Annotated in this window: 22 protein-coding genes and 4 pseudogenes; 10 read left to right on the top strand and 16 right to left on the bottom strand. The window is 67.6% G+C overall.

Translation table 11 applies throughout. From position 1 onward, the window contains the following. Positions 1-23: 23 nt before the first annotated feature. The 3 genes from ACIQI8_RS44060 to ACIQI8_RS44070 all read right to left on the bottom strand — a co-directional run bounded on the left by ACIQI8_RS44060 (position 24) and on the right by ACIQI8_RS44070 (position 1,982). On the bottom strand, positions 24-1,253 hold the full coding sequence (locus ACIQI8_RS44060) for an MFS transporter (protein ID WP_402364580.1): 1,230 nt from the start codon (positions 1,251-1,253) through the stop codon (positions 24-26). A gap of 111 nt (positions 1,254-1,364) precedes the next feature. After that, a complete protein-coding gene (locus tag ACIQI8_RS44065) occupies positions 1,365-1,685 on the bottom strand; it encodes a hypothetical protein (RefSeq protein WP_402364583.1) in 321 nt (106 codons plus the stop codon). 36 nt (positions 1,686-1,721) lie between these two features. Next, a complete protein-coding gene (locus tag ACIQI8_RS44070; protein ID WP_402364586.1) occupies positions 1,722-1,982 on the bottom strand; it encodes a hypothetical protein in 261 nt (86 codons plus the stop codon). A gap of 301 nt (positions 1,983-2,283) precedes the next feature. Here ACIQI8_RS44070 and ACIQI8_RS44075 point away from each other — a divergent pair, with 301 nt between their 5' ends. Further along, positions 2,284-3,144 carry a hypothetical protein gene (locus ACIQI8_RS44075; protein WP_402364588.1) on the top strand — a complete coding sequence of 287 codons (861 nt, stop codon included), beginning with the start codon at positions 2,284-2,286 and terminating at the stop codon, positions 3,142-3,144. 163 nt (positions 3,145-3,307) lie between these two features. On the opposite strand, the gene ACIQI8_RS44080 is transcribed toward ACIQI8_RS44075, so the two are convergent. Next, positions 3,308-3,580, bottom strand: a complete 273-nt coding sequence (locus ACIQI8_RS44080) for a cold-shock protein (protein WP_402364591.1) — start codon at positions 3,578-3,580, stop codon at positions 3,308-3,310. A 162-nt stretch (positions 3,581-3,742) separates the two neighbouring features. After that, entirely contained in the window at positions 3,743-4,051 is a 309-nt protein-coding gene (locus ACIQI8_RS44085; RefSeq protein WP_402364594.1) for a hypothetical protein, read from the bottom strand. Positions 4,052-4,461: 410 nt separating this feature from the next. Between ACIQI8_RS44085 and ACIQI8_RS44090 the strand changes: the two genes are divergently transcribed. Further along, a complete protein-coding gene (locus ACIQI8_RS44090) occupies positions 4,462-4,917 on the top strand; it encodes a VOC family protein (protein ID WP_402364597.1) in 456 nt (151 codons plus the stop codon). Here the strand turns inward: ACIQI8_RS44090 and ACIQI8_RS44095 are convergent, their stop codons facing one another. Continuing rightward, positions 4,918-5,142 carry a hypothetical protein gene (locus tag ACIQI8_RS44095; RefSeq protein WP_402364600.1) on the bottom strand — a complete coding sequence of 75 codons (225 nt, stop codon included), beginning with the start codon at positions 5,140-5,142 and terminating at the stop codon, positions 4,918-4,920. It lies immediately after the preceding gene. Between the two features lie 181 nt (positions 5,143-5,323). Beyond that, positions 5,324-6,151 carry an SDR family NAD(P)-dependent oxidoreductase gene (locus ACIQI8_RS44100; protein ID WP_402364602.1) on the bottom strand — a complete coding sequence of 276 codons (828 nt, stop codon included), beginning with the start codon at positions 6,149-6,151 and terminating at the stop codon, positions 5,324-5,326. Positions 6,152-6,337: 186 nt separating this feature from the next. On the opposite strand from ACIQI8_RS44100, the gene ACIQI8_RS44105 reads away from it, so the two are divergent. Continuing rightward, positions 6,338-7,222: a helix-turn-helix transcriptional regulator gene (locus ACIQI8_RS44105; RefSeq protein ID WP_402364605.1), complete on the top strand. Its 885-nt coding sequence runs from the start codon at positions 6,338-6,340 to the stop codon at positions 7,220-7,222. An 8-nt stretch (positions 7,223-7,230) separates the two neighbouring features. Here ACIQI8_RS44105 and ACIQI8_RS44110 read toward each other — a convergent pair whose 3' ends face one another. Both ACIQI8_RS44110 and ACIQI8_RS44115 read right to left on the bottom strand, forming a co-directional pair. Further along, positions 7,231-7,506, bottom strand: coding sequence for a hypothetical protein (locus ACIQI8_RS44110; protein WP_402364608.1), 276 nt, complete (start codon positions 7,504-7,506; stop codon positions 7,231-7,233). 87 nt (positions 7,507-7,593) lie between these two features. Then, a pseudogene (locus tag ACIQI8_RS44115) lies at positions 7,594-7,825 on the bottom strand (IS5/IS1182 family transposase); the annotation flags it as partial. Between ACIQI8_RS44115 and ACIQI8_RS44120 the strand changes: the two are divergent. Further along, a pseudogene (locus ACIQI8_RS44120) lies at positions 7,816-8,445 on the top strand (transposase); the annotation flags it as partial. The pseudogenes ACIQI8_RS44115 and ACIQI8_RS44120 sit on opposite strands and share 10 nt — an antisense overlap. A gap of 2 nt (positions 8,446-8,447) precedes the next feature. Here ACIQI8_RS44120 and ACIQI8_RS44125 read toward each other — a convergent pair. Further along, positions 8,448-8,864 carry a hypothetical protein gene (locus ACIQI8_RS44125; RefSeq protein ID WP_402364611.1) on the bottom strand — a complete coding sequence of 139 codons (417 nt, stop codon included), beginning with the start codon at positions 8,862-8,864 and terminating at the stop codon, positions 8,448-8,450. A gap of 119 nt (positions 8,865-8,983) precedes the next feature. Continuing rightward, positions 8,984-9,886: a LysR family transcriptional regulator gene (locus ACIQI8_RS44130; protein WP_402364614.1), complete on the bottom strand. Its 903-nt coding sequence runs from the start codon at positions 9,884-9,886 to the stop codon at positions 8,984-8,986. A gap of 183 nt (positions 9,887-10,069) precedes the next feature. Between ACIQI8_RS44130 and ACIQI8_RS44135 the strand changes: the two genes are divergently transcribed. After that, positions 10,070-10,816 carry an SDR family NAD(P)-dependent oxidoreductase gene (locus ACIQI8_RS44135; protein WP_402364617.1) on the top strand — a complete coding sequence of 249 codons (747 nt, stop codon included), beginning with the start codon at positions 10,070-10,072 and terminating at the stop codon, positions 10,814-10,816. Between the two features lie 386 nt (positions 10,817-11,202). Here the strand turns inward: ACIQI8_RS44135 and ACIQI8_RS44140 are convergent. Next, positions 11,203-11,484 (bottom strand): annotated as a pseudogene (locus ACIQI8_RS44140) (transposase family protein); the annotation flags it as partial. A 199-nt stretch (positions 11,485-11,683) separates the two neighbouring features. On the opposite strand from ACIQI8_RS44140, the gene ACIQI8_RS44145 reads away from it, so the two are divergent. Continuing rightward, complete coding sequence (locus ACIQI8_RS44145) at positions 11,684-12,082, top strand: hypothetical protein (protein WP_402364620.1); 399 nt, start codon at positions 11,684-11,686, stop codon at positions 12,080-12,082. Between the two features lie 243 nt (positions 12,083-12,325). On the opposite strand, the pseudogene ACIQI8_RS44150 reads toward ACIQI8_RS44145, so the two are convergent. Both ACIQI8_RS44150 and ACIQI8_RS44155 read right to left on the bottom strand, forming a co-directional pair. Next, a pseudogene (locus ACIQI8_RS44150) lies at positions 12,326-12,462 on the bottom strand (transposase); the annotation flags it as partial. Further along, positions 12,455-12,985 (bottom strand): carboxylesterase family protein, encoded by a 531-nt coding sequence (locus ACIQI8_RS44155; protein ID WP_402364623.1) that lies wholly within the window; start codon positions 12,983-12,985, stop codon positions 12,455-12,457. The gene ACIQI8_RS44155 and the pseudogene ACIQI8_RS44150, both read right to left, overlap by 8 nt. Before the next feature lie 590 nt (positions 12,986-13,575). Between ACIQI8_RS44155 and ACIQI8_RS44160 the strand changes: the two genes are divergently transcribed. Together ACIQI8_RS44160 and ACIQI8_RS44165 are read left to right on the top strand one after the other, a co-directional pair. Beyond that, complete coding sequence (locus ACIQI8_RS44160) at positions 13,576-15,345, top strand: tannase/feruloyl esterase family alpha/beta hydrolase (protein ID WP_402364626.1); 1,770 nt, start codon at positions 13,576-13,578, stop codon at positions 15,343-15,345. A 349-nt stretch (positions 15,346-15,694) separates the two neighbouring features. Next, positions 15,695-16,195 (top strand): hypothetical protein, encoded by a 501-nt coding sequence (locus tag ACIQI8_RS44165; RefSeq protein WP_402364629.1) that lies wholly within the window; start codon positions 15,695-15,697, stop codon positions 16,193-16,195. A gap of 215 nt (positions 16,196-16,410) precedes the next feature. Here ACIQI8_RS44165 and ACIQI8_RS44170 read toward each other — a convergent pair whose 3' ends face one another. Both ACIQI8_RS44170 and ACIQI8_RS44175 read right to left on the bottom strand, forming a co-directional pair. Next, positions 16,411-16,890, bottom strand: a complete 480-nt coding sequence (locus tag ACIQI8_RS44170; RefSeq protein WP_402364632.1) for a hypothetical protein — start codon at positions 16,888-16,890, stop codon at positions 16,411-16,413. A 1,074-nt stretch (positions 16,891-17,964) separates the two neighbouring features. Further along, positions 17,965-18,408 (bottom strand): helix-turn-helix transcriptional regulator, encoded by a 444-nt coding sequence (locus ACIQI8_RS44175; protein WP_402364635.1) that lies wholly within the window; start codon positions 18,406-18,408, stop codon positions 17,965-17,967. Positions 18,409-18,463: 55 nt separating this feature from the next. On the opposite strand from ACIQI8_RS44175, the gene ACIQI8_RS44180 reads away from it, so the two are divergent. Beyond that, the gene (locus ACIQI8_RS44180) at positions 18,464-19,258 is read left to right on the top strand and encodes an SDR family NAD(P)-dependent oxidoreductase (protein WP_402364638.1); all 795 of its coding nucleotides are present in this window, start codon (positions 18,464-18,466) and stop codon (positions 19,256-19,258) included. A 519-nt stretch (positions 19,259-19,777) separates the two neighbouring features. Beyond that, positions 19,778-20,842: an acyl-CoA thioesterase/bile acid-CoA:amino acid N-acyltransferase family protein gene (locus tag ACIQI8_RS44185; RefSeq protein WP_402364641.1), complete on the top strand. Its 1,065-nt coding sequence runs from the start codon at positions 19,778-19,780 to the stop codon at positions 20,840-20,842. Positions 20,843-21,026: the final 184 nt, after the last annotated feature.

Consider the following 21,026-nt stretch of genomic DNA (forward strand, 5'->3'; position numbering starts at 1 on the left):
ACAAGCTGTGCAATGGCTGGTGCTCAGCGGCGAAGCGAGAGCACAAGTCCGGCGAGGGCTACGAGCATCCACGCTGTGAGGTAAGTGAAGGCGGCCGTGGGCGAAATGGTCGTCCAGAGGATGCCGGCGATGGTGCTGGCAGTGAGGTTTCCGAACGACTGGACAGTGGCGAGCATGCCGAATGCCGAGCCGCGCAAGTCCTTCGGGGCGAGTGCTGCGACGGCGGAATGCTGGGCGGTCTCCACGGCGCCGATCCCTATGCCCGCCAGAAGGAACGGCACGGCCAGGAAGACGATCGCGGCGCTGTTGATCGTGAACAGGCCATAGGCGACGGCGAATGCGGCGACCCCGCCGGTCAGGACAAGGACTGGGCCGCGGGCGCCGATCCGGTCCGCGAGGCGACCGGCCGGGACCGAGGCGATCGTTGCGGCGACGTTGTAGGCGGTGTAGAGGCCAAGCGCGATCGTCGTCGCGGTCTTCGTGCCGTGGCCTGGGGCGAGCAGGTCGCTGGCGCGCAGAATCAGCAGCGTGGCGGCGACATTGCCGGTCTCGAACGCGGCCACGGAGGCCATGAGTTTGCCGAGGTCGCCCCGCAGGACGGGGCGGATTCGGATCTTGAGGGGGACCTTGTCTCGGTTGGTTGGCGTCCGGGTGTGCCGGATCGCGTAGATGATGGCGACGGCGGCCAGCAGGCCGGGGATCACCGAAAGGCCGATCGCCCAGGTGACGCCGAGCCAGGCCACCAGACCGAGGGCAAGGAGCGGCCCGAAGATCGCGCCGAGGTTGTCCATCATCCGCTCGAAGCCGTAAGCGCGGCCGTAGGCCTTGGCCGGGACGATGTCCGCGAGAAGGGCGTTGCGTGCCGGAACGCGCAGCCCTCGGGCGGTCCAGGCGGCGGCCCGCAGGATGCCGACCTGCCAGACCGCGGTCGCCCCGGCGGTCGCGGCGCCCAGGACGGCGGTGGTCGTGTAGCCGCCGACGGCGACTTTGCGGCGGCGGGCCGGGTCGTCGGCCAGGAAGCCGCCGCCGAAGCGGGCCGCCCCGGCGAGCGCGTCGGAGACACCCTCGATCGCGCCGAGAGCGGCGGCCGGGGCGCTGAGCGTGGAGGTCAGCAGCGAGGGCAGCAGGGCGGTGGGGATCTCATGGCCCACGTCGGCGAGAAGGCTGGCTGCACCGATGCCGCGGACACCCGGCGTGAGCCATCGCTCCTGCTCGGAGCTTGTCTGGTCGGTGATCGGAGGCATCTCGTTCATGGCGGGCAGTCTGACTGGCTGCTTGCCCGGTTGACGAGTGGGCGATGCCATGAACGCCGGTCCCTGCGCTTGACGGAATGCCTCGCAGTGGACGGTCTGCGGTCTGCCGGATCAGCGGCGGGTCAGCTCGGCGGCGTAGGCCGCGTGGTGGGCGCCGGAGGTGCGAGTCCAGCGTGCGGCGGCCTCGTTGCTGATGCCGAGAAGGCGGCTGCAGACGACGGCGGAGGCGAGTGCGGCAGCGACCAGGGCGGTCGGCCTGGATTCCTCCGGCCGGTCGGGGTCGGCCCCCAGTCGCCGTGCGAGCTCCGGCACCAACATCTCATGCCAGCCCAGTTGCTTCGCGAAGTGCCGGGCGCGCAGTGACGGCGTGTCCACCTCCCTGGAGATGCCCTGCTTTCCTGCGCTGATTGGTGTCCTGAGAACATCAGTCATCGCAGGCAGCAGGGCATCTGCAGGGTGGATTTAGGCTCAGTGGGCCATGACGGGCTCGCCCTCGGACGGCTCCAGAGCCCGATTGGGGATCAGGAGCGCAGCGATCACCGCGCCGACCACGAAGAACCCGGAACCCCATGCCAGGGTGGCCGTGTAGCCCTCGACGCCGGCTTGCGCCGCGGCCAGCGCTGTGGGCTTGTGCGAAGTCAGGTAGTCGGTCGCGGCCGACGAGGCAATGGTGGTCAGTAGCGCCGAGTCGGTGTCACAGCAGGAGATCGAGCAGGCGCTCGCCGTCATCGACCGCATGACCCGAGACGACCTCGGAGGCCCCGAGTTCACCGTCACGTACACCGACGCCCTGCCAAAATCATCGAGGCGACGCGGGAGGAGAAGCCTGTTCCCTGGGCCCGCGAGCCCGAGCAGCCGGGCAAGGTCCTCGATCTCATGACCGCCCTCAACGAGTCCCTGCCACAGGCCAAGGCGGCGAAGAAGACCACGAAGGAGGCGACTGCACGCCGATCAGGCAGCACCTGATCGGTCTGCCGCTCGCAGGGGTGCCGGTGTCGGACTGGCCCTGGTTCCCAACGAGGTGGTCGACTTGGCGGCCGGGATCGAGGCCGCGTGCTGGTTGACTGTGTCGGTGACTGAACTGATGTACGTACCGGATGCCGAGGACGGCTGGGAGCCTGCGACGGAACCAGGTGGACTCAATCCAGCCTGGCAGGCATCGATGTTCCAGAGCGTCGGCTGGCCCCTGTATTCGTTCGCCTACCTGTGGGTGGACTTGGACGCGGTCGCCCGTCGGCTGAGGCTGACTCTTGAGAGCTCATGGGACGGCCACGGCAGGCTTCGGGCAGCGTTCTTCGTGCTGGAAGGAACGGACTTCGTCGCGACCGATCACGAAGGAGACGCCCCGGGGACATACATCTGGACCCGGAAGGGCGGGCCCCTCGCCGGCACCGACCGGGCGGCGAGCCTGCTGGCGGCTCTCGGCGTGGGGCCGGAAGCGGTCAGGTTCTCCACGTGGGGAGGCGGCACCGATCTGTCAGACATCCCCCCGGCCTGGAGTCGTGCAGGGCGTGCCATGCGCAAGGCGGTGCAGTCGCGCCAAGATTTCTGGGACGACTTCAAGACGCATCCCGGCACCTTCGTTGGCCGCGTCACCTTCGAGTCGGTGGCCGGGTTCCTCAACGGCTACAACGCCGCCACCGAAGGGGAACTTCTGAACGGGTTTCGGGAATGGCTCGCCGACCGACTGGACTTCGGATCGAACCTGGTCTGGACGCGCTTGGTCCTGAACCTCGCCTTCCCTGAGGGTCCCCCGGAGGAGCCGTGGTCAGCTGAGGACGACCAGCACGCTGTGGATCAGCTGATCCGCCTGCTCGACGAATACTTCGTGTCTCTCGCCGGCGGCCCGACCGCTGACGGCAACCCGCAGCGCACCAGAAAGTCGTCCTGACCTGAGGATTCAGACAGCTGCGAACAGAGGTGCCAGGGGCTGGCTTCTCCTCTCCCCGACTCGTGGAGGTGAATCCGGAACCCGCGGAGAACCCCGTCGTGCACAGGGACGTAGAGAAGGTTGTGCACCCGACCGAGAAGCGCATCCCCCAGCGCCGGAAGCGTCACCCCAGCGGAGTCACCATGAAAGCCTGCGGACCTTTAGCACCCTGCTGGATGTCAAAGGACACCCTTTGCCCGGCGTCCAAAGTCTTGTAGCCGAACATCTGTATCGCGCTGTAGTGGACAAAGACGTCCTGTATAGCCTCCGGTACGGGGGCGGGTTTGCCTCGCAGCCTGCTCCACCAGCTCTGATGCGGCGGGGAATTCCAGCCGTCGGGCGTGATCCACCCGTATCCCTTCTCAGAGTTGAACGACTTGACCGTTCCCTCAGCCATGACTGCCTCCTCCTCCGATCGGTTCGTCCGGGCAGTGAGCGGGGCTGCCGCGCGGCGGCCAGGATCACTCTGATTCCCGCTCTGGACAGAGTCCATGCAACGCCGAGGTTCGAAAGCAGGTTCTGACCATGGCATCCGCCCGATGGCCGGAGGTCGGCTGGTTCAGCCGAGCCAGACGATGTCCAGGACGGACAGGTGACGCAGGGCCCGGTTGACGAAGTAGACGACCGACAGCTGGCCGACGGAGACGATCCGCACGTCCTCGCCCTCCAGGTCGCCGGCGTCCCATTGGCGAGACCCCCACGGGTCCACCCCGCCGCCTACGACCGCACCCACGGCATCCGTTGCTTCCACGGCTGCTACAGCCTCGCCGACGACCGCTTGTGGGGCGTGGTGCGCACCCGCAAGGGCGCCGACCACACCCTGGCCGCTGAAGAGCATCCGCACCGCTCGGCCCGACCACGCCCCCATCTACGTCGTCCTCGCCAACTGGTCCGGCAACAAGGCCAAAAGCATCCGCGCCTGGGCCGCCCGGCACAGGACGGAGCTGTGCTTCACCTCGACCCAGGTGTCCTGGGCCAACCCCATCGAGCCGCGCTTCGGGCCGCCGCGCGGCTTTGTCCTGGGCAACAGCGACCCGCCAACCACCCTGCACCCGCCCGCGACCTGCACCCCTACCCGCGCTGGCGCAACCAACATCGCCAACCACCCCGCCGTGCTGGAAGCCCAGCGCCGCGAACACGCCCGCGTTCGATCCGAACGCCGGCACCGCGGGGGCCGACCCCGGATCCAAGCAGCGTGATCAGTCCACACCTACTGGCCACCGCTGCCCGTGTTCGTGCATCGTGCCGTGGTGAACCGCATGCTGAAGGGAGAGCGCAATGGCCGATGAGGCTTCCTTCCGGGTCGGGCTTCGCGTCCCGGACGTGACCGAGGCGGCCAGGTTCTACCAAGGGCTCGGGTTCACGCCGATCGCAGCGATACCGGGACCGGACGGCCGGACCGTCATGGCGATCCTGCGCCGCGGTGAGCTCCAGTTGCTCGTCGATGCCCTGGTCGGCATGCCGTTTCCCGACAGCGAACGGGAACGCATGACCAAGACCGGGCCACGCGGCCTGGGCGTGGTCATCGGCGTCGAGGTGGATGACGTCGACGCGACAGCGGTCTACTGCCGCCTGGCCGGATGCACCGTCACCGCCGACCCAATCGACGCACCGTGGGGCGAGCGGTACCTGGAGTGTCTCGATCCGTACGCGTACGCATGGAAGTTCTTCCAATTGCTCGCCGACGCACCGGCAGACGGCTTGAGCGCCGCCCGCGACAGCTGGTTCCCCTGATCACACCCAGAACCCACCGCGTCCCCGACACAGAACCAGCCACCACTCACCCAGCGAACCTTGGTGGTCAGCGCACAGGGCGGCGCGTCCTTCTCTCACTCCCACCCATTCCGCGCGATACACGAGCAGCGCGACCTCGAAGCTCTCGCCGCTCTGCCGGACCACCTTCAGCGTCACGTCACGCGTGCGGTCTTTCACCCATTCCACGGCCACGCGGGCCAGCATCGTGGGCCCCGCCCGACGAGAGGGCGATCACGAGAGTCTCAGGCAGCCCATCCATCTCGGCGCTCGCGATGTCCCGTGTTCCCACCCGACCCGCCCATGCAGTTTCTTCCGCAATAGACGCTTCCCTTGGTGGTCGTGCGCCATTCCGTTGAGGAACGGCACGATCACCGTGTCAGCGGTGTCAGGCCGACCGCACCTCGCCCTTGAGGGAGAGCGACTCCCAACGGTCGAGTTCCTCCAGGCGGGAGCGCAGGGAGGCGCGGATGAGCTCGACGGCGTCGGCGCCCACAGCCAGACGCAGGGGCGGCTCCTCGAGGGCGACGACGCTCATGACGGCGTCTGCCACGGCGTACGGGTCACCGAAGGCTTCCGGAGGCAGGGCGGAGAAGTCGGTGAGGAACTTGCCGACGGTGGGTGTGTAGGCGTCCGTGGGCGGGACGACGCGCAGGTTGGCTCCGAACTCGGTGCCGAACGTGCCCGGTTCGATGATCGTGACCTTGACGCCGGTGGGGGCGACTTCGTGGGCGAGGGCTTCGCTGATCAGCTCGACCGCGCCCTTGGACGCCGCGTACAGGCCGGAGGAGGGCCAGGCGAACTGGCCGATGAGGGAGGAGGTCTGCACGACGCGGCCCTGTGCCAAGCGCAGGGCAGGGAGAGTGGCGCGCAAGACGGCGAGGTTGGCCAATACGTTGGTGTCGAGGACCGCGCGGGCTTCGCGTGCGTCGATGTTCTCGATCGCCCCGAACAGACCGTAGCCGGCGTTGTTGACCAGCACGTCCAGGCAGCCGGCGGCACGGACGGTGTCGGCCAGGACCCGCTCGGCGCCGGCGTCGGTGAGGTCCAGCTCAACGGCGGTCAGCCCTCCCTGCGGGGCGAGCTCGACAAGCTCCTGCAGGCGGTCCTTGCGCCGGCCCACTGCGATCACATGGGAGCCGGTGGCGAGGGCGCGTTCGGTGACGAGACGGCCGAAGCCAGAGGTCGCTCCGGTTACGAGCCAGGTGGAAGACATAGCTGATCCTTGAGAACGTGGGCGACCCGGGAGGTCGACCCCATCTGTCGGAGCCGGCTGGCTCCGTCCTCAAGACAAACGGCCAGAGGCGGCTGCGGCGAGAGCAGAGGTGGTCTCTTCGATCCTGGGTCTGGGAGGACCACCCACGCGCTGGCACCTGCCGCATTGGGCGACGATCCTGGCCCTATGGACCGGAACGAAGGTCTCGCCGACTTCCTGCGCGCCCGGCGGGCCGCACTCGACCCCCAGCAACTGGGCATCGCGGACACTGCACCGCGCCGGGTACCAGGGCTGCGCAGGGAGGAATTGGCGGCACTGGCAGGAGTCAGCGTCGACTACTACACGCGCCTGGAGCAGGGCCGGCCGATCACCCCGTCGGAATCCGTGCTCGACGCGCTGGCGCGGGCACTGCAGTTGGACGATGCCGAACGCAGCTACCTGCATGCCGTGGCACGCCGCCCCATGGCGCCGCGCCGTACGGCCAGACGCTCCCCGCAGAAGGTGCGCCCCGGCGTGCACGCGCTGCTCGCCCGGCTCGGGGACACGCCCGCGTTCGTCCTGGGCCCCCGCACGGACATCCTCGTTGCGAACCGGATGGCGCGTCTGCTGCTCGCCGACTTCACCGCTATGCCGGCGCGTGAGCGGAACGCGGCCCGGTGGATCATGCTTGACGAGACGGCGCGGGAAGTGTTCGGCGAGAGCTGGGAGAAGGTCGCCGCCATGTTCGTCGGGACGCTGCGGATGGACGCCGCCCGTCACCCCGACGACACTCGCACGGCGGAACTGGTGGGTGAGTTGTCGATGCGCAGTGCCCTGTTCCGCCGTTGGTGGGCGGTGCAGAAAGTGGTCCGCATCAGCCACGACACCAAGGTGCTGCACCACCCTGTCGCCGGTGAACTCACCCTGCGCACCGAGGTCCTGGCCTTCCCCGACGACCCCGACCAGACGCTCTTCACCTTCCTCGCCGACCCTGGCTCCCGCACCGACGAAGCCCTGCGCCTGCTGGCCTCCTGGACCACGGACACCACCGAACCACACGGATCAGAGCACGGCCTGCCCCACCCCGGCTAAAGGGGCGATCATGCTTCAGCGGCATCCCACTCTGCTTGCAGCCAGCTGAGTTGCGCCTTGCTGAGCGGAGGCTCAAAGCCTTCAGGGACCATGAGTGTGAGAGGCTGCGCCCACATGCTCTCGGGCCCGTGCTCCTCACAGTGCAGAACCACGAGATGCGGTCCCTCACCGCAAGCCTCGCGCTGGTAGAAGCGGTCATGCGCCTGGCAGAAGTACGAGAACGCGGTGCAGTCGTCCTCGTCAGTCGGCTCGTAGAAACCGGGATCCCGGACAATCAGTGTCACCGGTTCTTGACGGTTGAACCGGGGAATGGGCCGAGGATCGCACCACAGCAGTCGAGGAGGAAGCACGCGATCATCATCCTTGATTCAGCGTGCGACCGTGTTGCGCTGCTTGTAGGCGTCCCGGTCGAAGGCCGGTGGCCTGCCGCCCCGGCTGCCGCGGCGTTTGCGGTTACCGGCCTGGTCAGCGGGTTGTGGGCTGCGGGATCACGGTCCGGATCCCGCGCCGACGGAGATAGGTCCGGATCGCGCGGGACGAATAGGCCTTGTCGGCCAGGACCATGACCGGCGTGGTCCTGGCCGGCCGAGCGGCCGAAGCACGGCAAGGAGTTCCGCTTCGCCAGTCCGGAGACCTGGGGCGAGCCGGACGCGGCCACGACACAGGTCACCGACCGGCACGGCGCCGCCCACCCGATGGCCTGGGAGGGCATCCACCCCCCGCTGACCACCCGCCCCGCCTGGATCGACCACACCGGCGAACTCCCCGGCATCGAAGGCACGCTGATCCGCGTCCAGATCGACCGCCTGCCCGGCGGAAGCGGCCCGCTCCCGCTCTGGCTCTGGTCGTCCGCCACCGGCCTGAACAGCGAGAACGTCGCCGTGCGCTGGCCTGAGGAGGTTCGACATCGAGCACCTCTTCAGGCTGATGAAACAGACCCTCGGCTGGACCCGGCCGAAGCTGGGGACCCCCGAAGCCGGCGGGCGCTGGACCTCGCTGATCATCGCCGCCCACATTCAGATCCGCCTCTTGCGCGGGGCCGCCGCCGACTTGCGGCGGCCGTGGGCGAGGCCCGCTGTGCTCGATCGGCTCACCCGGCCCGCGTCCGCCGGGGGTTCGGAAACCTCCGCCCACATCTCACCTGATCGGCTCATGCACCGAAACTCTCAACACCCGGACCAGGCAGGCCACTTGGCTCGAAGAACGGGCGGCCCGCCACTCGTGCTCAGGGCGCACGCTGGTCCAGGACGCGATCTCGGTATGCACGCCAAGTATCGAAAGCCGACTGGGCGCAGTCCGCGGTGAGGAAGTCTCCCGACCCGGTGTCGAAGGCCCGTGCTTTCAACGCATTAGCGACCGCGAGGGCTGCGGGAGCTGCTGCTTCGCTGTCGCCATGGATGAAGAGACTGACTCCGGCGACCGTGGCCTCATCAGCGTCCTTGACCGGCGTGCTGATGGAGAAGCCTGGGCCCTCGTAGTCGCCCCAACCGTTCTGCGCATACTCGATGCCCGGCAACACGTCTGCAAGGACACCGCGAACGTCGCGGCCCGTGCCCAGGCTCGGTGGCTCCCAGCTTTCGGGTATTTCGTCTATTACCTCGGCCTCGGGCGGAAACCGCATGATGAATACATCCCAGCTCACCCGCACAATTTACGCGGCAGCACTGACACTCAGCCCGGCTCTGAACCGGCCGCCTGGGTAAGAGACAAGCTTGGCTCGAGGTCGTTTCATATTGGTGCAACGTGGATGTGAACGCTCAATCAGGTTCGGACTGGCAGGAGGCTTGTACCGCACCAGTTCTGCTGGTTGAGATGGTCGAGCATGGCCGTCTCTGCCGAACCCGGATCGCGCCGCACGCCGACGAGGACGGGCTCGGTCAGGGAGGGCAGTAGCGGGCAGGCCAGTTCTTCGAAGCCTTCGGGGATGGCCGAGGCAGGGACCACGGTGACGCCCAAGCCCTGCGCCACGAGCCGCACCGCAGTGGAGATCTGTGACGCTCGGGCCACCGTGTGCGGGCTCAGGCCCGCGTCGGCTAGCAGGCGGGCGAGGTAGTCGTCGAGCAGGCTGGCGCGTCGGAACCGGATCCATCCCTCTGACGCCAGGTCTTCCAGGCGCAGGCCGGCGCCGTCCGAGAGAAGCGGGTGCCCCTTCGGCAGGACGGCGACGTAGGCTTCCTCGCCCAGATGGTGCGTGTCGAAGGTGCAGCCGGCGGGGAAGCGGTGCACGAGGATCATGTCGAGGGTTCCCTGGCGGACCAGTCGTTCCATGTCCGCGGGATCGGGCTCCTCGTGGAGAGTCACCTGCAGCTTCGGGTGGCGATTGCGCAACTGCCCCAACACCTTGGGCAACTGCCGTGCTCCCAGGCCCATGTGGACGGCCATGATGAGTTCGCCTGCCAGTTCCCCGTCGGCGGCGCGGGCGGCCATGATGGCGCGCCGGGATGCGGTCGTCGCGATCTCCGCCTCCGCGAGGAAAGCCCGCCCTGCCACGGTCTCCGTCACCCCGTTCGGGGTGCGGGTGAACAGCTGCACCCCCAGGTGCTTCTCCAAGGCGCCGATCTGCTGAGACAGAGAGGGCTGAGTGACCCCCAGACGTTCTGCCGCAGCTGTCATGGAGCCCTCCTCGGCGACGGCCAGGGCGTATTCGTACTGGCGCAGGTTCATTCGAAAATCCAACCTTCGACCTGACATAGAGGATGTCAATGCAGAGTATACGTTGCCACTATTTGCCTCTATGTCGAGCCGCTCCTACCGTGGTGCACGCACAGCGCGGCCACCAGGGCCGGAAAGCTGCCGCCCGATCTGGGCTCGCGCCGTCAGGCATCTTTTTTTTTCGAGGAGCACACAATGGATTTCGAGGGCAAGAGCGTTCTGATCACGGGTGCGGGGTCGCGAGGAGGGATCGGTGCCGCGACGGCGCACGCGTTCGCCCGCGACGGAGCGTCGGTGGTGATCACCGGCCGCAACGCTGAGCGAGGGGCCGAGGTGGTGGACGACATCACCACCGGCAATGGAAAGGCCCGGTTCATCCTCGCCGATCTGAGTGATCTCGCCGACGTCGAGCGGTTGGCAAAGGAGGCGGGTGAAATCGACGTGCTGGTCAACAACGCGGCAAGCTACAGGGCCAGCATCAAGCCGACCCTCGACCAGGACAGCGAAGCGAACGCGGAGTCGTGGGACACCAACGTGCGCGCCACCTTCGTCCTCAGCACACGAATCGTCCAGGGGATGATCGAGCGGGGCGGCGGCAACATCGTCAACATCAGCAGTATCGCCGCTGCGATCGCCATGCCGCACATGTCGACGTATGGAGCGCAGAAGGCGGCCGTCGAGTCCTTCACCCGCAGTTGGGCCGCGGAGTGGGGCCGGTACGGCATACGCGTCAACGCGGTGGCTCCTGGGAACGTGAACAGCGACAACGTGGTGGAGTTCATCGGCGCCGACCAGTTCACGAGCTGGGGCGAAGGCAACCCGCTCAAGCGCAATGCCACGCCCGAGGAACTCGCCGAGGTCATCGCGTTCGTGGCGAGCGAGCGCGCGAGCTTCGTCACCGGCCAGGTGATCGTGGCCGACGGTGGTCGCCTCGCCGTCTGAACGACGCGGAGACCATCGCCACAGCGAAGGTCCGTGAGGCCGAACTATGTCTGGAACACCTCGCCATCACCCGCGCGACCATCACCGGCCTCGCCGACCGAATCCCGGCCCAGACGGTCGACCCAGCAGGAAGTCTGGAGCTGCCTGAGCACCCGGACTACCCGCGCATCCTGGCCGTCTTCAACGACACCACCGGTCCGCTGAGGGGCCGAGACATCTGCCAGGCCCTCAACTTCGAGCTCCTGCCGAAAACACATCGAACGCACCCGGACCAAGATGAAACGCCTGGTCACCATAGGAATCCTCACCGAGGCCGAGCCCGGCACCTTCAGCAAGAAGTAGTAACCAAGTCTGGAACGGACATCAACTCACGAACCGCCCACTCAGATCCGGTGAGTGCGGGCAGCGATGCGATCATGCGCACGGCCGGGCAGTGTCGGCGAGATCCACAGCGGCCGTCCGGACGGGTCAGCCACCACCTGCACGTCCACTCCGTGCCGGCGGTGCTTGTGGGAGAAGTCGGCCCGGTTGTAGCCGACCGGGTCGCACTCCGCCGGGGCGCCGTCCAGCGGGACGTAGTCGGGGTCGGACTCGCCCAGGGCACGCGGCAGGTCGGCGAGCAGGTCGATGACGGCGGCGGTGTAGGCGTGGGCGGTGCCCACGGATATAGGACATCGCCATACTCGTCGGCCTCCGCTCAACCATGGGCTTCAACTCCTCAGTGTTGGCGGAGAGTTCACAGTTGGTTACCGCAGAGTCCACAACCCCTGCCACCACCTTGCTAGGGGCTATCGCACGGACGAAGGATCTTCAGTAGCTGAATCGGCGGTGCCTCCGATGGAGGCGAAGTGGAAACGGGAGGGAATCATGCGAACTTTGCGAAGAGCCTCGATGGTGGCCGGGATCGCGGTGATGTCGACGATCGGCCTCGTCACCCAGGCACAGGCGTCGTCCAACAGCGGCTGGGTGTACACGAGCAATTCGAGCGGTGCCGTGTACTTCGACGCCGATCTGAACGGCTACCCGGGCTACGAGAAGATCACGGTCTGCGACAACACGACCGACGGCCGCGGTACCGAGGCCGTAGTGCAGGGTTATGACGGTGACGGCCCTGTCGCTTACGTCGTGTCCGATCCGAACAACAACGGGGAATGCGCGTCGGCGATCGGCAACTTCTTCCTGGAGGAGACGGCCGTCAGCGTGACTGTGTACGAGTACTGGGGCAGTAACACGGCCCACCCGGGGTACGGCTCGGGCGTGGCCTAGGTCTAGATCCAAATCGTCTGCGAGGGCTCGCCGGTTTGTCCGGCGGGCCCTGGCAGTTTGTCGGGCAGGATGAGGGCCAGGGCACTGTCTCATCGGTGTCTTCAGTGTGAGCTTTGTCAGCGATGCCGCTCCGGGGTGGGGACGCAGGGCTGTCTCAAAGTCCCAGTGGTAGCGGAAATTGCAGGTCACGGTGGCGTGACGTCTGCTGGCCGTCCCGTCTCGTACGCAACGAAACTCCGGTTTCACGATCTCCCGCATCGAGTAGCGGCCCTGACGGCCGCTGACGGAACGATGCCGGCCCTTCCAGGCCGTGAGCACCGGCCCGATCAACGCCCATTGCTCGTCCGTCAAGTCGCTCTGTACGGCTTGCGTTCACTCACCCGACCGATCCCAGCAGGCCACCGGCTCGGACCGGCACGTTCCGGCTTTGCCCACACCATCAGGTGACACCAGACCACTCATAGACTCACAAACCGCCCACTCGGAACCCACTGACAAAGCCAGAGGCCGTCGACGCCGCCGCTCAAACCCGTCAGGGTGCCAAGTGAGAGCGTCCCGACCTCCGCACGTGCAGGCGCCGACGCGGTGGTTGAAGGTGGCCACGACGGTGTCCTTCGACGCGAGGGTCGCGCCCTCATGGACCGGCTGACCTGACCACATGGCGCTGTTGCGGCCACCGTAGATCCACACGAAGACCGGGCGGCGGGCTTTCGAACTCGCCTCCGACGTCCAGATGTTGAGGTTGAGGCAGTCCTCGCTCAGCTCGGGCACCTTGTCGGCATCGATGCCATTGACGGGCTGAGGGCAGGCGGCGCCCCAGGCGTCGGCCTTGCGGACGCCCTTCCAGGACGGGGGCGGCTGCGGGGGCGCGCCAGCGGTTCTCGCCGGCGGTGGATGCGGCATACGGGATGCCCTTGTAGACGGTGATGCCGTCGAGGGCCGCCGGGACACAGGTCACCACTCCGGACTGGGTGCGTACTGCTCGACCGGACCCGGTGCTGGTACGGGGTGCGGCGGACGTAGCGCCGGCCACCGTGCCGCCGAGCCCCGTTGCCGCGGCGGCGACACCGACCGCACCACCGAGCAGCCGACGGCAACCCAAGTCGGCCGCAGTGGAGGGCGGCCGGGGGAAATCTCGCAGGCTCACACGGGCTCCCGTTCCGAGAGGGGGGACGGTTCGCCTCATGCTTGTGTTCGCGTTCCGCATGCCACCACAGGCACGGCCGCTAATCACAGGGATCGCCGTGAATCCTTAGATTGCGCGCGTGAGGGTTGACAGAAGAATTGTTAACAATTTCGTTGACCGATCTTGTGCCGAGTCGATCCCGGGACTACGGTCCTCGGCGTACCGCCCCTGTGAAGCCGCAGTAACCAGGGGCCGGGTGTGGGCCGCGAGATACGGCGATGTGTTGAGGACAGACGGACCGAACGGGTCGTTCCGCACACAGCGCCAGGTCACCCGCCTCGGCTCAGCGAACGAACGGAGACCGAGCATGCGCATGCTCCCCAGATGGAGTCCGTGGAAGTCCACCACCGTCATGGCCACCCTGGCCGCCACCCTCGCCCTCGTGACCGGGGCGAGTATCAGCCTCGCCGACGCGACGACCGGCGCCTCAGCCACTTCCGGTTCCGGCACGGCGGTCAACGCCGCCACCACCACGTCCGGTATCGCGCCCGCGCTGACCTGCTCCCAGGTCGCCTCCCTCGACCTGGCGGCGGCCGTCCCGGACGTGCCGTTCGAGATCACCTCGGCCGCCGAGGTGGCTGCCGCCGATAACACTCTCGGCGACTGGGCGTACTGCAATGTGCAGGGCGTGATCGCCCCGCAGATCCACTTCCAGCTGCGCCTCCCGAAGACCGGCTGGCAAGCGAACTACCTGCAACTCGGGTGCGGAGGCCTGTGCGGCAACGTCAACACGAGCAACGCCGCCGCGTCGTACGGCTGTGTCCCGCTGACCGACGGCTCCTTCGCCGTCGGCTCCAGCGACGAGGGCCACTCCCAGGGCGGCGGGCTCTTCTCCACCGACCCGGCTCTGCGTGCCGACTTCGGCTACAAGTCCGACCACCTGCTCGCCCAGGTGGCGAAGGTCCTGGTCAAGCAGTACTACGGCACCCCCGCCACGCACTCCTACTTCGACGGCTGCTCACAGGGCGGCCACCAGGCCCTGACCGAGGCCCAGCGCTACCCGACCGACTTCGACGGCATCGTCGCCGGGGCACCGGCCAACAACTTCACGGCCCTGAATACCTTCTCGCACGCCTGGACCGCCCAGTCCGTCTACCTCAACGGCGGCCCGGCCACAATCACCACGGCCGACCTCGCCCCGATCCACACGGCCGTCCTCAAGGGTTGCGACGCACCGGCCGACGGCATCATCGCCGACCCGCTGGCCTGCGACTGGGACCCGGCGAGCATCAAGTGCGAGGCCGGACAGACCTCCACGGCCGACGCCTACTGCCTGACCGCCGACCAGGTCACCACCCTGCGTCGCATCTATGCGGGCCCGACCGACGAGCACGGTCAACTCCTCTACCCCGGCTACCAGTTGCGCGGTTCGGAACTCAACTGGGCCGGAATCATCGTGCCCACCACGGCGACCGGCACCACCGGCGACCAGAACTTCGTCCGCGAGACGCTCCGCTACCAGATCTTCGACAGCCCGCGGCCGTCCCTCACGTACAAGGACATCAAGTTCACCGCGGCCTACTTCAAGAAGGTCATGCAACCCAACGAGGGCATCTACGACGCCACCGACCCCGACCTGACCGCGTTCAAGAAAGCGGGCGGCAAGCTGATCCTCTGGCACGGCCTGGGCGACCAGCACATCCCGGCCGTGGGAACCATGGCGTACTACAAGGCCGTCCAGAAGGTCATGGGCGGCGCCGGGGCCACCAGCAGCTTCGCTCGCCTCTTCCTGCTCCCGGGCGTCGCCCACTGCGGCGGCGGCCAGGGCCCGGACAAGCTGGACGCCCTGACTGCGATCACCGACTGGGTCACCCAGGGCCAGGCACCGGACAGCCTGCTGACCAAGACGGTCGACAGCACCGGCAAGGTCGCATCGTCGCGACCCACGTACGCCTTCCCCTACATCGCCGTGAACACCACGGGCGGCTCGGCCGACGACCCGTCCAGCTACACATCGGCCAAGTCCACCGCGGAGGCGAACCTGAGCCTGCAGTGGCTCGGCTCCTTCCGCTCCGGCTACGAGGAGGTCGGCAACTGGGTTCACGGGAAGTGGGTGGTGAGCAAGGGCAAGGCATGAGCTGACCCGCCACCAAGCGATCAAATGGTCCACCATGCTCCCTGACACACAGGCCCCACCCAGCGAGGCCAGCACTCCGCCAGCCGCAGGCGCCCGGTTGGAGAGGATGTGCAGGCCTGTCCGCCTCACCCAACTCGCCCTGCTCACCGCGATCGGCGCCGGCCCCCTCGCCCTCGGTATTACCCTGTGACCCGGACCGACCACCGCGGCAGCCGCCGTGAACCCGACACCCGTGCGCACGGCGGCACCCGCCGATCCCCCGGCGGGCCACGCGCAACTGTTCATCGACGCGAGGCTGCACAGCAGCACGGACGAACCAACGAGTGGGCAGGCCAGGCTTGCGCACTCGATGGCGCCGGACGTCGAGCTGCCCGACCCGGCCGCCGATGCGCACACGGTGACCGCGGTGCGCAGCGCGATTCGGCGCATCGGTGGTGACGGTGGCCGCGCAGTACGCCGTCGGACAGTTGCACTACTCGCCGTGCCGGTGGCCGCTGACACCTCGGGGACCTCGTTCGCGGTGACGGGTGCTCCCGCTGTGGTTGCCGGACCAGCCCGATCCGAAGTGCACGCGTCGCCCTACGGCGTAACCATCCCTCACTGTGCTCCGCCCTCCGCCGTCGAGGAGTTCCTGGCCGCTCACCTCACCGGAGCCGACGAGATCAACCGCTGCCTCGCGCCGAAGGGCAAACTCATCGCCGTCTCCCCCACCCGGCAACTGCGGTCACCGTCCATCTGTCGTCCCATCGGCGGGTACACGTCGACGAGACGTCATGAGAACCTGCTCGCGGCCGGGCGCACGATCACTTCGTACGCGGACGGTACGGGTGCGGCTACGGGCGATACCTGAGGGTGGTGGGTCAAGGACGGCCCCCCATCCAGAGGCTGCCGAGAGGGTGACGAGCCGTGAACAGGTTGCCGTGCGGCTCCTGCTGCTCATCGACGGGGCCTGCGAGCAAATTTCCGATGTTGAGCAACGTGACCCTGTCCTCCCTCATCCGCAACTCAGCCAGCGCATGGGTGAAAGGGGCCGCGAAGGGGATGTCCACACTCCCCCACGCCTACTCAGCAGTTGGGCAACGGGTTCGTCTCGCTGGAGATCGCTGTGTCCTTCATCCAGCCCCATTGCCCATTGTCCGCCTTCGTGAACTCCCAGCGCCTCGGGTGCGGTCCGCCCACCCAGGCCTGATCGTCCATCTTGCAGTCGAACCAACTGGGGTTGGAGTACATGTAGCCGACGATCACGTCGGGGTCGGGGTATTGCGTGCTCGCTCCCATCGTGCCGTAGACGGGCGCCCCCGACACGTTGTTGCACCACCAGCGCCCACCGCTCTGCCAGCACCCGCGGGCCGCTCCGGCTGACGGCGTGCCGGCTCCCACCATGGCGGCGGCGATTACGGCGGTGGTCAGCACCGCACCCACCCTGCTCCTCTTGCGCATGTGAATCCCCCGTAGGACCTTTGCGCGGTGCTCCCTCTCACGGAGCACCGTGACACCCGGAAGGCTCGCGGCGAGTGCGTGGTTGAGCTTTCTGCTGAGACTCATGACGTCCTTCCACACAGACTTATGACGCTCCGACCTTCAGCGAGCGCCGCCAGTCTCCCCGTCCAAATCCGCGCGTCACAAACCTTTCAGCGGAGCCTGAAAGGCTAGGTAAACCCGGAACGGCGCATGCAGCTGGCCCACCTGGGTCTGGAGTAGACAGCGCAGGAGGGGAGCGTGATGTGGAGTGCCGAAGACTTGGCGCGGGCCTCGGTCCGGCGGCAGCACGCGGCGCAGGTCGCGGACAAGGTCGCCGAAGCCGCGACGCGCTGACATGAGACCAGCGCGCAGCTGGACTCCCCTGTGATCGGCCACGAGCCCTATGCGACGGACCCGGAGGACCTGGTGCACCAGCGACGACAGCAAGCCGCGGACTCCGGCTTGTGCAGAAGAAGGCCCAGCCGATGGTGCAACAGAAGGCGGGCTCGGGCCCGTTGACGAGCAGTCCGGCTCGGTCGGGTGTACATGAGGGCGATGAGGGAACCGGTGGCCCGCGGACGTCGCCGTGCGCTACATGGTCACCCGCGACCGCCGCGCCGCCGTCAACGAAATCCTGGTCCGCGCCGGCGAACAGACCTGGTGAGCCCGACCCCGCAACTCCTCCGTATCCCCCTCGCGCTGCCGGCCCGAGACCGCGGCACACAGAGCACACGCCGACTGGCGCGGTCCGACCGCGGACGGCCGGGCTCGAAGGGGTGCCTCCCTCGCACACCGGGCGAGCATGGTGGGCATCAGCCGTCGCTGGCGAGGACCCGAGTCAGACCGTTGATCGGGCCCTCAGCAGGCTGGACGCAACTGACTCGCCCACCCCCGCTCGGCACGCAGCCTCCAGGCGCTGGTGGCTGGAGGCTTCCTTGCCCTGCGTGCCCGACAGCGCCGGTTCGCGGGGGGGGGTGTCCCCGACACCGAAACGGCCTTCGGCGTCCTGCCGTCGGTCAGGACGATCACCGGCCGGGCGTCGGCCTGGTTCCATCCGACGGGGCGCCCCCGCCTTCCGTGGTGAGCCTGCCCGCCGCGTGGTATCCGGGTGAGGATACGGCTTGCGCGGGCGTTGCGGCCCTGGTGATTTCGCCCTCGTCACGGGCTGGACTCAGGGGCATCGGCGATGAGACGGACAGCTGTCCAGAAGCCTTCCCGGTCCATGGCGTGGGAGAGGAGCGCATGCCGGACGGCGCGTGCATGAGCGGGCCGGGCGGCGGCCAGGGCTCTGCGGCCGGCGTCAGAGGCAATGATGACGTGACGCCTGCCCGGACCGCCCTCCCGAGTCAGCAGATCGCGCTCGGCCATGCGGGAGAGCTGACGTGACAGCCGCGCCCGCTGCCATTGGAGCATGAGCCCGAGCTCCTGTTGCGGCATGCGGCCTCCGCCGTCCTCGATCACTCTCGAAAGGATCGAGAAGTCCGGCACGGACAGGCCAGAAGCCTTGTAGATCTCGCTCGCCACGGCGGTGGTGACGGCGTCGTTGGCCCGCTTCCAGGCGACCCACTGCGCCATCTCAGCGTCATCGAGCGGTGTGGTCATGCGCTCAGTGTATGCCGGAGTTGCCGTGTAAACACGAATGGGCCATGCTGTTTACATGGCAACAGAAGAGACCATCCACAACGTCCTCATCACCGGCGGCAGCTCCGGGATCGGCTTCGGCCTGGCCGAGCGCTTCCTCAGGGACGGACATCGCGTCTTGGTCACCGGGCGCAGCCGCCACAGGCTGGCCGCAGTCTCCGAGGCACTGCCCGGCCTGGAAACCTTCGTCAGCGACATCGCCAACCCCCAGGACCGCGAGGAGCTTGCCGCCCACGTTCGGCAGGTCATGCCGAACCTGGACGTCGTGATCAGCAACGCCGGGATCCAGCGGCGTGTAGGAATCGCCGTGGACCACGCGCCGTGGGCCGACGTCCAAAACGAGATCGACATCCTGCTCGCCGGGCCGGTCCACCTTTCCCGGCTCCTCGTGCCGCAGCTCCTGGAGCATGGCCGCCCCAGCGTGTACGTCAACGTCACCTCCGGCGGCGCCTTCCAGCCCATGCCCTTCGCACCGCTCTACAGCGCGGCCAAAGCCGCCGTGCACAGCTACACCGTGAACCTGCGCCACGCGCTTCGGGCCACCCCATGCCGGGTGGTGGAACTGATCCCGCCGGCCGTGGCCACCCAGCTCGCCGGCCCCGGTCCAAATCACGGGGCCGACCCGGACGAGTACTGCGACACGGTGTATCCCCTGTTGGACGGATCGCACCCCAACGTCGGCTTCGGCCCGACCGCCCAGCCCGACTTCACCGCACGCCTCACCGCCGAGCACCGCGCTTTCGAATCGGCCTCGACACGCTTCCCCGTTCCGCTCTACCAGGCCGACGGCACCGTCGCACCAGCACACTGACCCGACCTCGCCAGACCGCGCTCGGCGCACAACGGCTTCCCATCAAGCAGCACCGGCACACGGTGTGGACAGGGCTGTTGGACAGCCAGCGAGATCGCCTGGAAGCGATCGGCGTTGCCCGCTGGCTGTGCCATTCTCAACGGGTTCTGGTCCGCCTCTTGTGACGCGGTCACCGTTAGTGATTGCTGGGTGGTGCGAGGGCCTCCATGATCTGTTGAACTTCGTGGCGCCACTGAATGGCGTCGGCACTGTCCACCCAGCCCGTCGCCATTTCTGATCCGTCTTGGAGCACGCGATGCAGACGATCACACTGCATGCATGCAGAGAGCGGGAAGACGAATCACAACCGGCGCGGCGTCTCTGGTCCTGCTGGCCTCAGCAGGTTGCGGCGGAAGCCACGAACCGGACGTCCAGCACAGTCGAACGGCCACCATCTCCGTTGACAAGCCGGTTGCTCTGGCGGACGAGCCGGTGCACACCCGGATCAGCAATCTGGCCTCCGGGGAGAAAGTCACGGTCATGGCCCGGGCCACTGATGCCGAAGGCATGGCCTGGACGGGCCGCGCCGTCTTCAACGCCGACGACAGGGGCGTTGTGGACCTGGATCGTGCCAAGCCCATGGGCGGGACATACCGCGGAGTCGACGGCATGGGCCTCTTCTGGTCCATGACCCCCTCGCAGGGAGATCCTGACAAGAGCTGGTTCCACACCGCTGATCCGCAGACGGTCACCTCTTACCAGGTGTGCCTCACGGTCCAAGCCGGCAGCCGCACCATCGCCGAGCGACAGCTCACCCGCAACTGGACCGTGCGCGGAGTGCGTCACACGACACTCACCGTGGCTCACGACAGACTGAACGGGGAACTCTTCCTTCCTCCCGCGGGCGGACAGCGCCGTGCTCCGGTCCTGCTCGTCGGCGGTTCGGAAGGCGGTACCGGCTCCCTGCTCACGGCAGCACTGCTGGCCTCCCGCGGCCACCCCGCCCTGGCTCTGTGCTACTTCAGCTGCAAGGGACGGCCCAAGAACCTGTCCGGCATCCCCCTGGAGTACTTCGCCTCCGCAGCCCGCCTGCTGGGTGCCCAGCCACAGGCCGACCCCACGGGCCTCACGGTCATCGGCGCGTCCCGTGGCTCCGAAGCGGCCCAGCTGATGGCCCAGTACTACCCGGATTTGGTCGACAACGCCGTGGTGTACATGCCCAGCCGGAACACCAACGGAGCCTATTACCAGGACTGCCTCAGCTGCGGGCGAGGACATGCCGCATGGACCAGGAACGGCAAAGGTCTGCAGCTGGTCCCCATCCCGCTCGACCACGTCCGCGGCACTGTACTGGCCATCGCGGGCGGTGACGACCGGATATGGGGCTCGCTGCCGTCCGCCGAATCGATCGCACGCGAACACAACGCCACCGGCCACACGTACCAGGCCCTGCTCTACCCGAAGGCCGGACACGCCCTTGCGGGCCTTCCCTATCTTCCCGACAGCGTGGACAGCGGCGCCGGCCCGCTTGGCGGAACCCGTGCGACTAACGCCCAGGCAAAGGCCGACAGTTGGCCGCACGTGCTCCAACTCCTCGAGTCGTAGACACGACGGAGCTGCACACCTGAGGCAGGTTCAGATACAACCACTGAGCTTGATCCTATTCAGCGGCTGACCAACCGCTCAGACGTTAAAGATCAAGCCGGGGCCTATCTCTTCGACCTGGGAGGTGGGGCTGGGCGGGGGGGTGGTTGGGGAAGGCGCGCACCGGCTAGGGTCGCGGTAAGCG

The organism is Streptomyces sp. NPDC092369 (assembly GCF_044755245.1).
In the GTDB taxonomy this organism is placed as follows: domain Bacteria; phylum Actinomycetota; class Actinomycetes; order Streptomycetales; family Streptomycetaceae; genus Streptomyces.

Bases quoted from the DNA above. Each gene is read 5' to 3' on its own strand.
- ACIQI8_RS44180 (WP_402364638.1), top strand. From the start codon at position 18,464: ATGGCAACAGAAGAGACCATCCACAACGTCCTCATCACCGGCGGCAGC.
- ACIQI8_RS44170 (WP_402364632.1), bottom strand. From the start codon at position 16,890: ATGAGTCTCAGCAGAAAGCTCAACCACGCACTCGCCGCGAGCCTTCCG.
- ACIQI8_RS44160 (WP_402364626.1), top strand. From the start codon at position 13,576: ATGCGCATGCTCCCCAGATGGAGTCCGTGGAAGTCCACCACCGTCATG.
- ACIQI8_RS44060 (WP_402364580.1), bottom strand. From the start codon at position 1,253: ATGAACGAGATGCCTCCGATCACCGACCAGACAAGCTCCGAGCAGGAG.
- ACIQI8_RS44155 (WP_402364623.1), bottom strand. From the start codon at position 12,985: ATGCCGCATCCACCGCCGGCGAGAACCGCTGGCGCGCCCCCGCAGCCG.
- ACIQI8_RS44105 (WP_402364605.1), top strand. From the start codon at position 6,338: ATGGACCGGAACGAAGGTCTCGCCGACTTCCTGCGCGCCCGGCGGGCC.
- ACIQI8_RS44145 (WP_402364620.1), top strand. From the start codon at position 11,684: ATGCGAACTTTGCGAAGAGCCTCGATGGTGGCCGGGATCGCGGTGATG.
- ACIQI8_RS44100 (WP_402364602.1), bottom strand. From the start codon at position 6,151: ATGTCTTCCACCTGGCTCGTAACCGGAGCGACCTCTGGCTTCGGCCGT.
- ACIQI8_RS44080 (WP_402364591.1), bottom strand. From the start codon at position 3,580: ATGGCTGAGGGAACGGTCAAGTCGTTCAACTCTGAGAAGGGATACGGG.
- ACIQI8_RS44095 (WP_402364600.1), bottom strand. From the start codon at position 5,142: ATGCTGGCCCGCGTGGCCGTGGAATGGGTGAAAGACCGCACGCGTGAC.
- ACIQI8_RS44135 (WP_402364617.1), top strand. From the start codon at position 10,070: ATGGATTTCGAGGGCAAGAGCGTTCTGATCACGGGTGCGGGGTCGCGA.
- ACIQI8_RS44090 (WP_402364597.1), top strand. From the start codon at position 4,462: ATGGCCGATGAGGCTTCCTTCCGGGTCGGGCTTCGCGTCCCGGACGTG.
- ACIQI8_RS44165 (WP_402364629.1), top strand. From the start codon at position 15,695: ATGGCGCCGGACGTCGAGCTGCCCGACCCGGCCGCCGATGCGCACACG.
- ACIQI8_RS44185 (WP_402364641.1), top strand. From the start codon at position 19,778: ATGGCCCGGGCCACTGATGCCGAAGGCATGGCCTGGACGGGCCGCGCC.
- ACIQI8_RS44175 (WP_402364635.1), bottom strand. From the start codon at position 18,408: ATGACCACACCGCTCGATGACGCTGAGATGGCGCAGTGGGTCGCCTGG.
- ACIQI8_RS44130 (WP_402364614.1), bottom strand. From the start codon at position 9,886: ATGAACCTGCGCCAGTACGAATACGCCCTGGCCGTCGCCGAGGAGGGC.
- ACIQI8_RS44085 (WP_402364594.1), bottom strand. From the start codon at position 4,051: ATGGGGGCGTGGTCGGGCCGAGCGGTGCGGATGCTCTTCAGCGGCCAG.
- ACIQI8_RS44070 (WP_402364586.1), bottom strand. From the start codon at position 1,982: ATGACGGCGAGCGCCTGCTCGATCTCCTGCTGTGACACCGACTCGGCG.
- ACIQI8_RS44065 (WP_402364583.1), bottom strand. From the start codon at position 1,685: ATGACTGATGTTCTCAGGACACCAATCAGCGCAGGAAAGCAGGGCATC.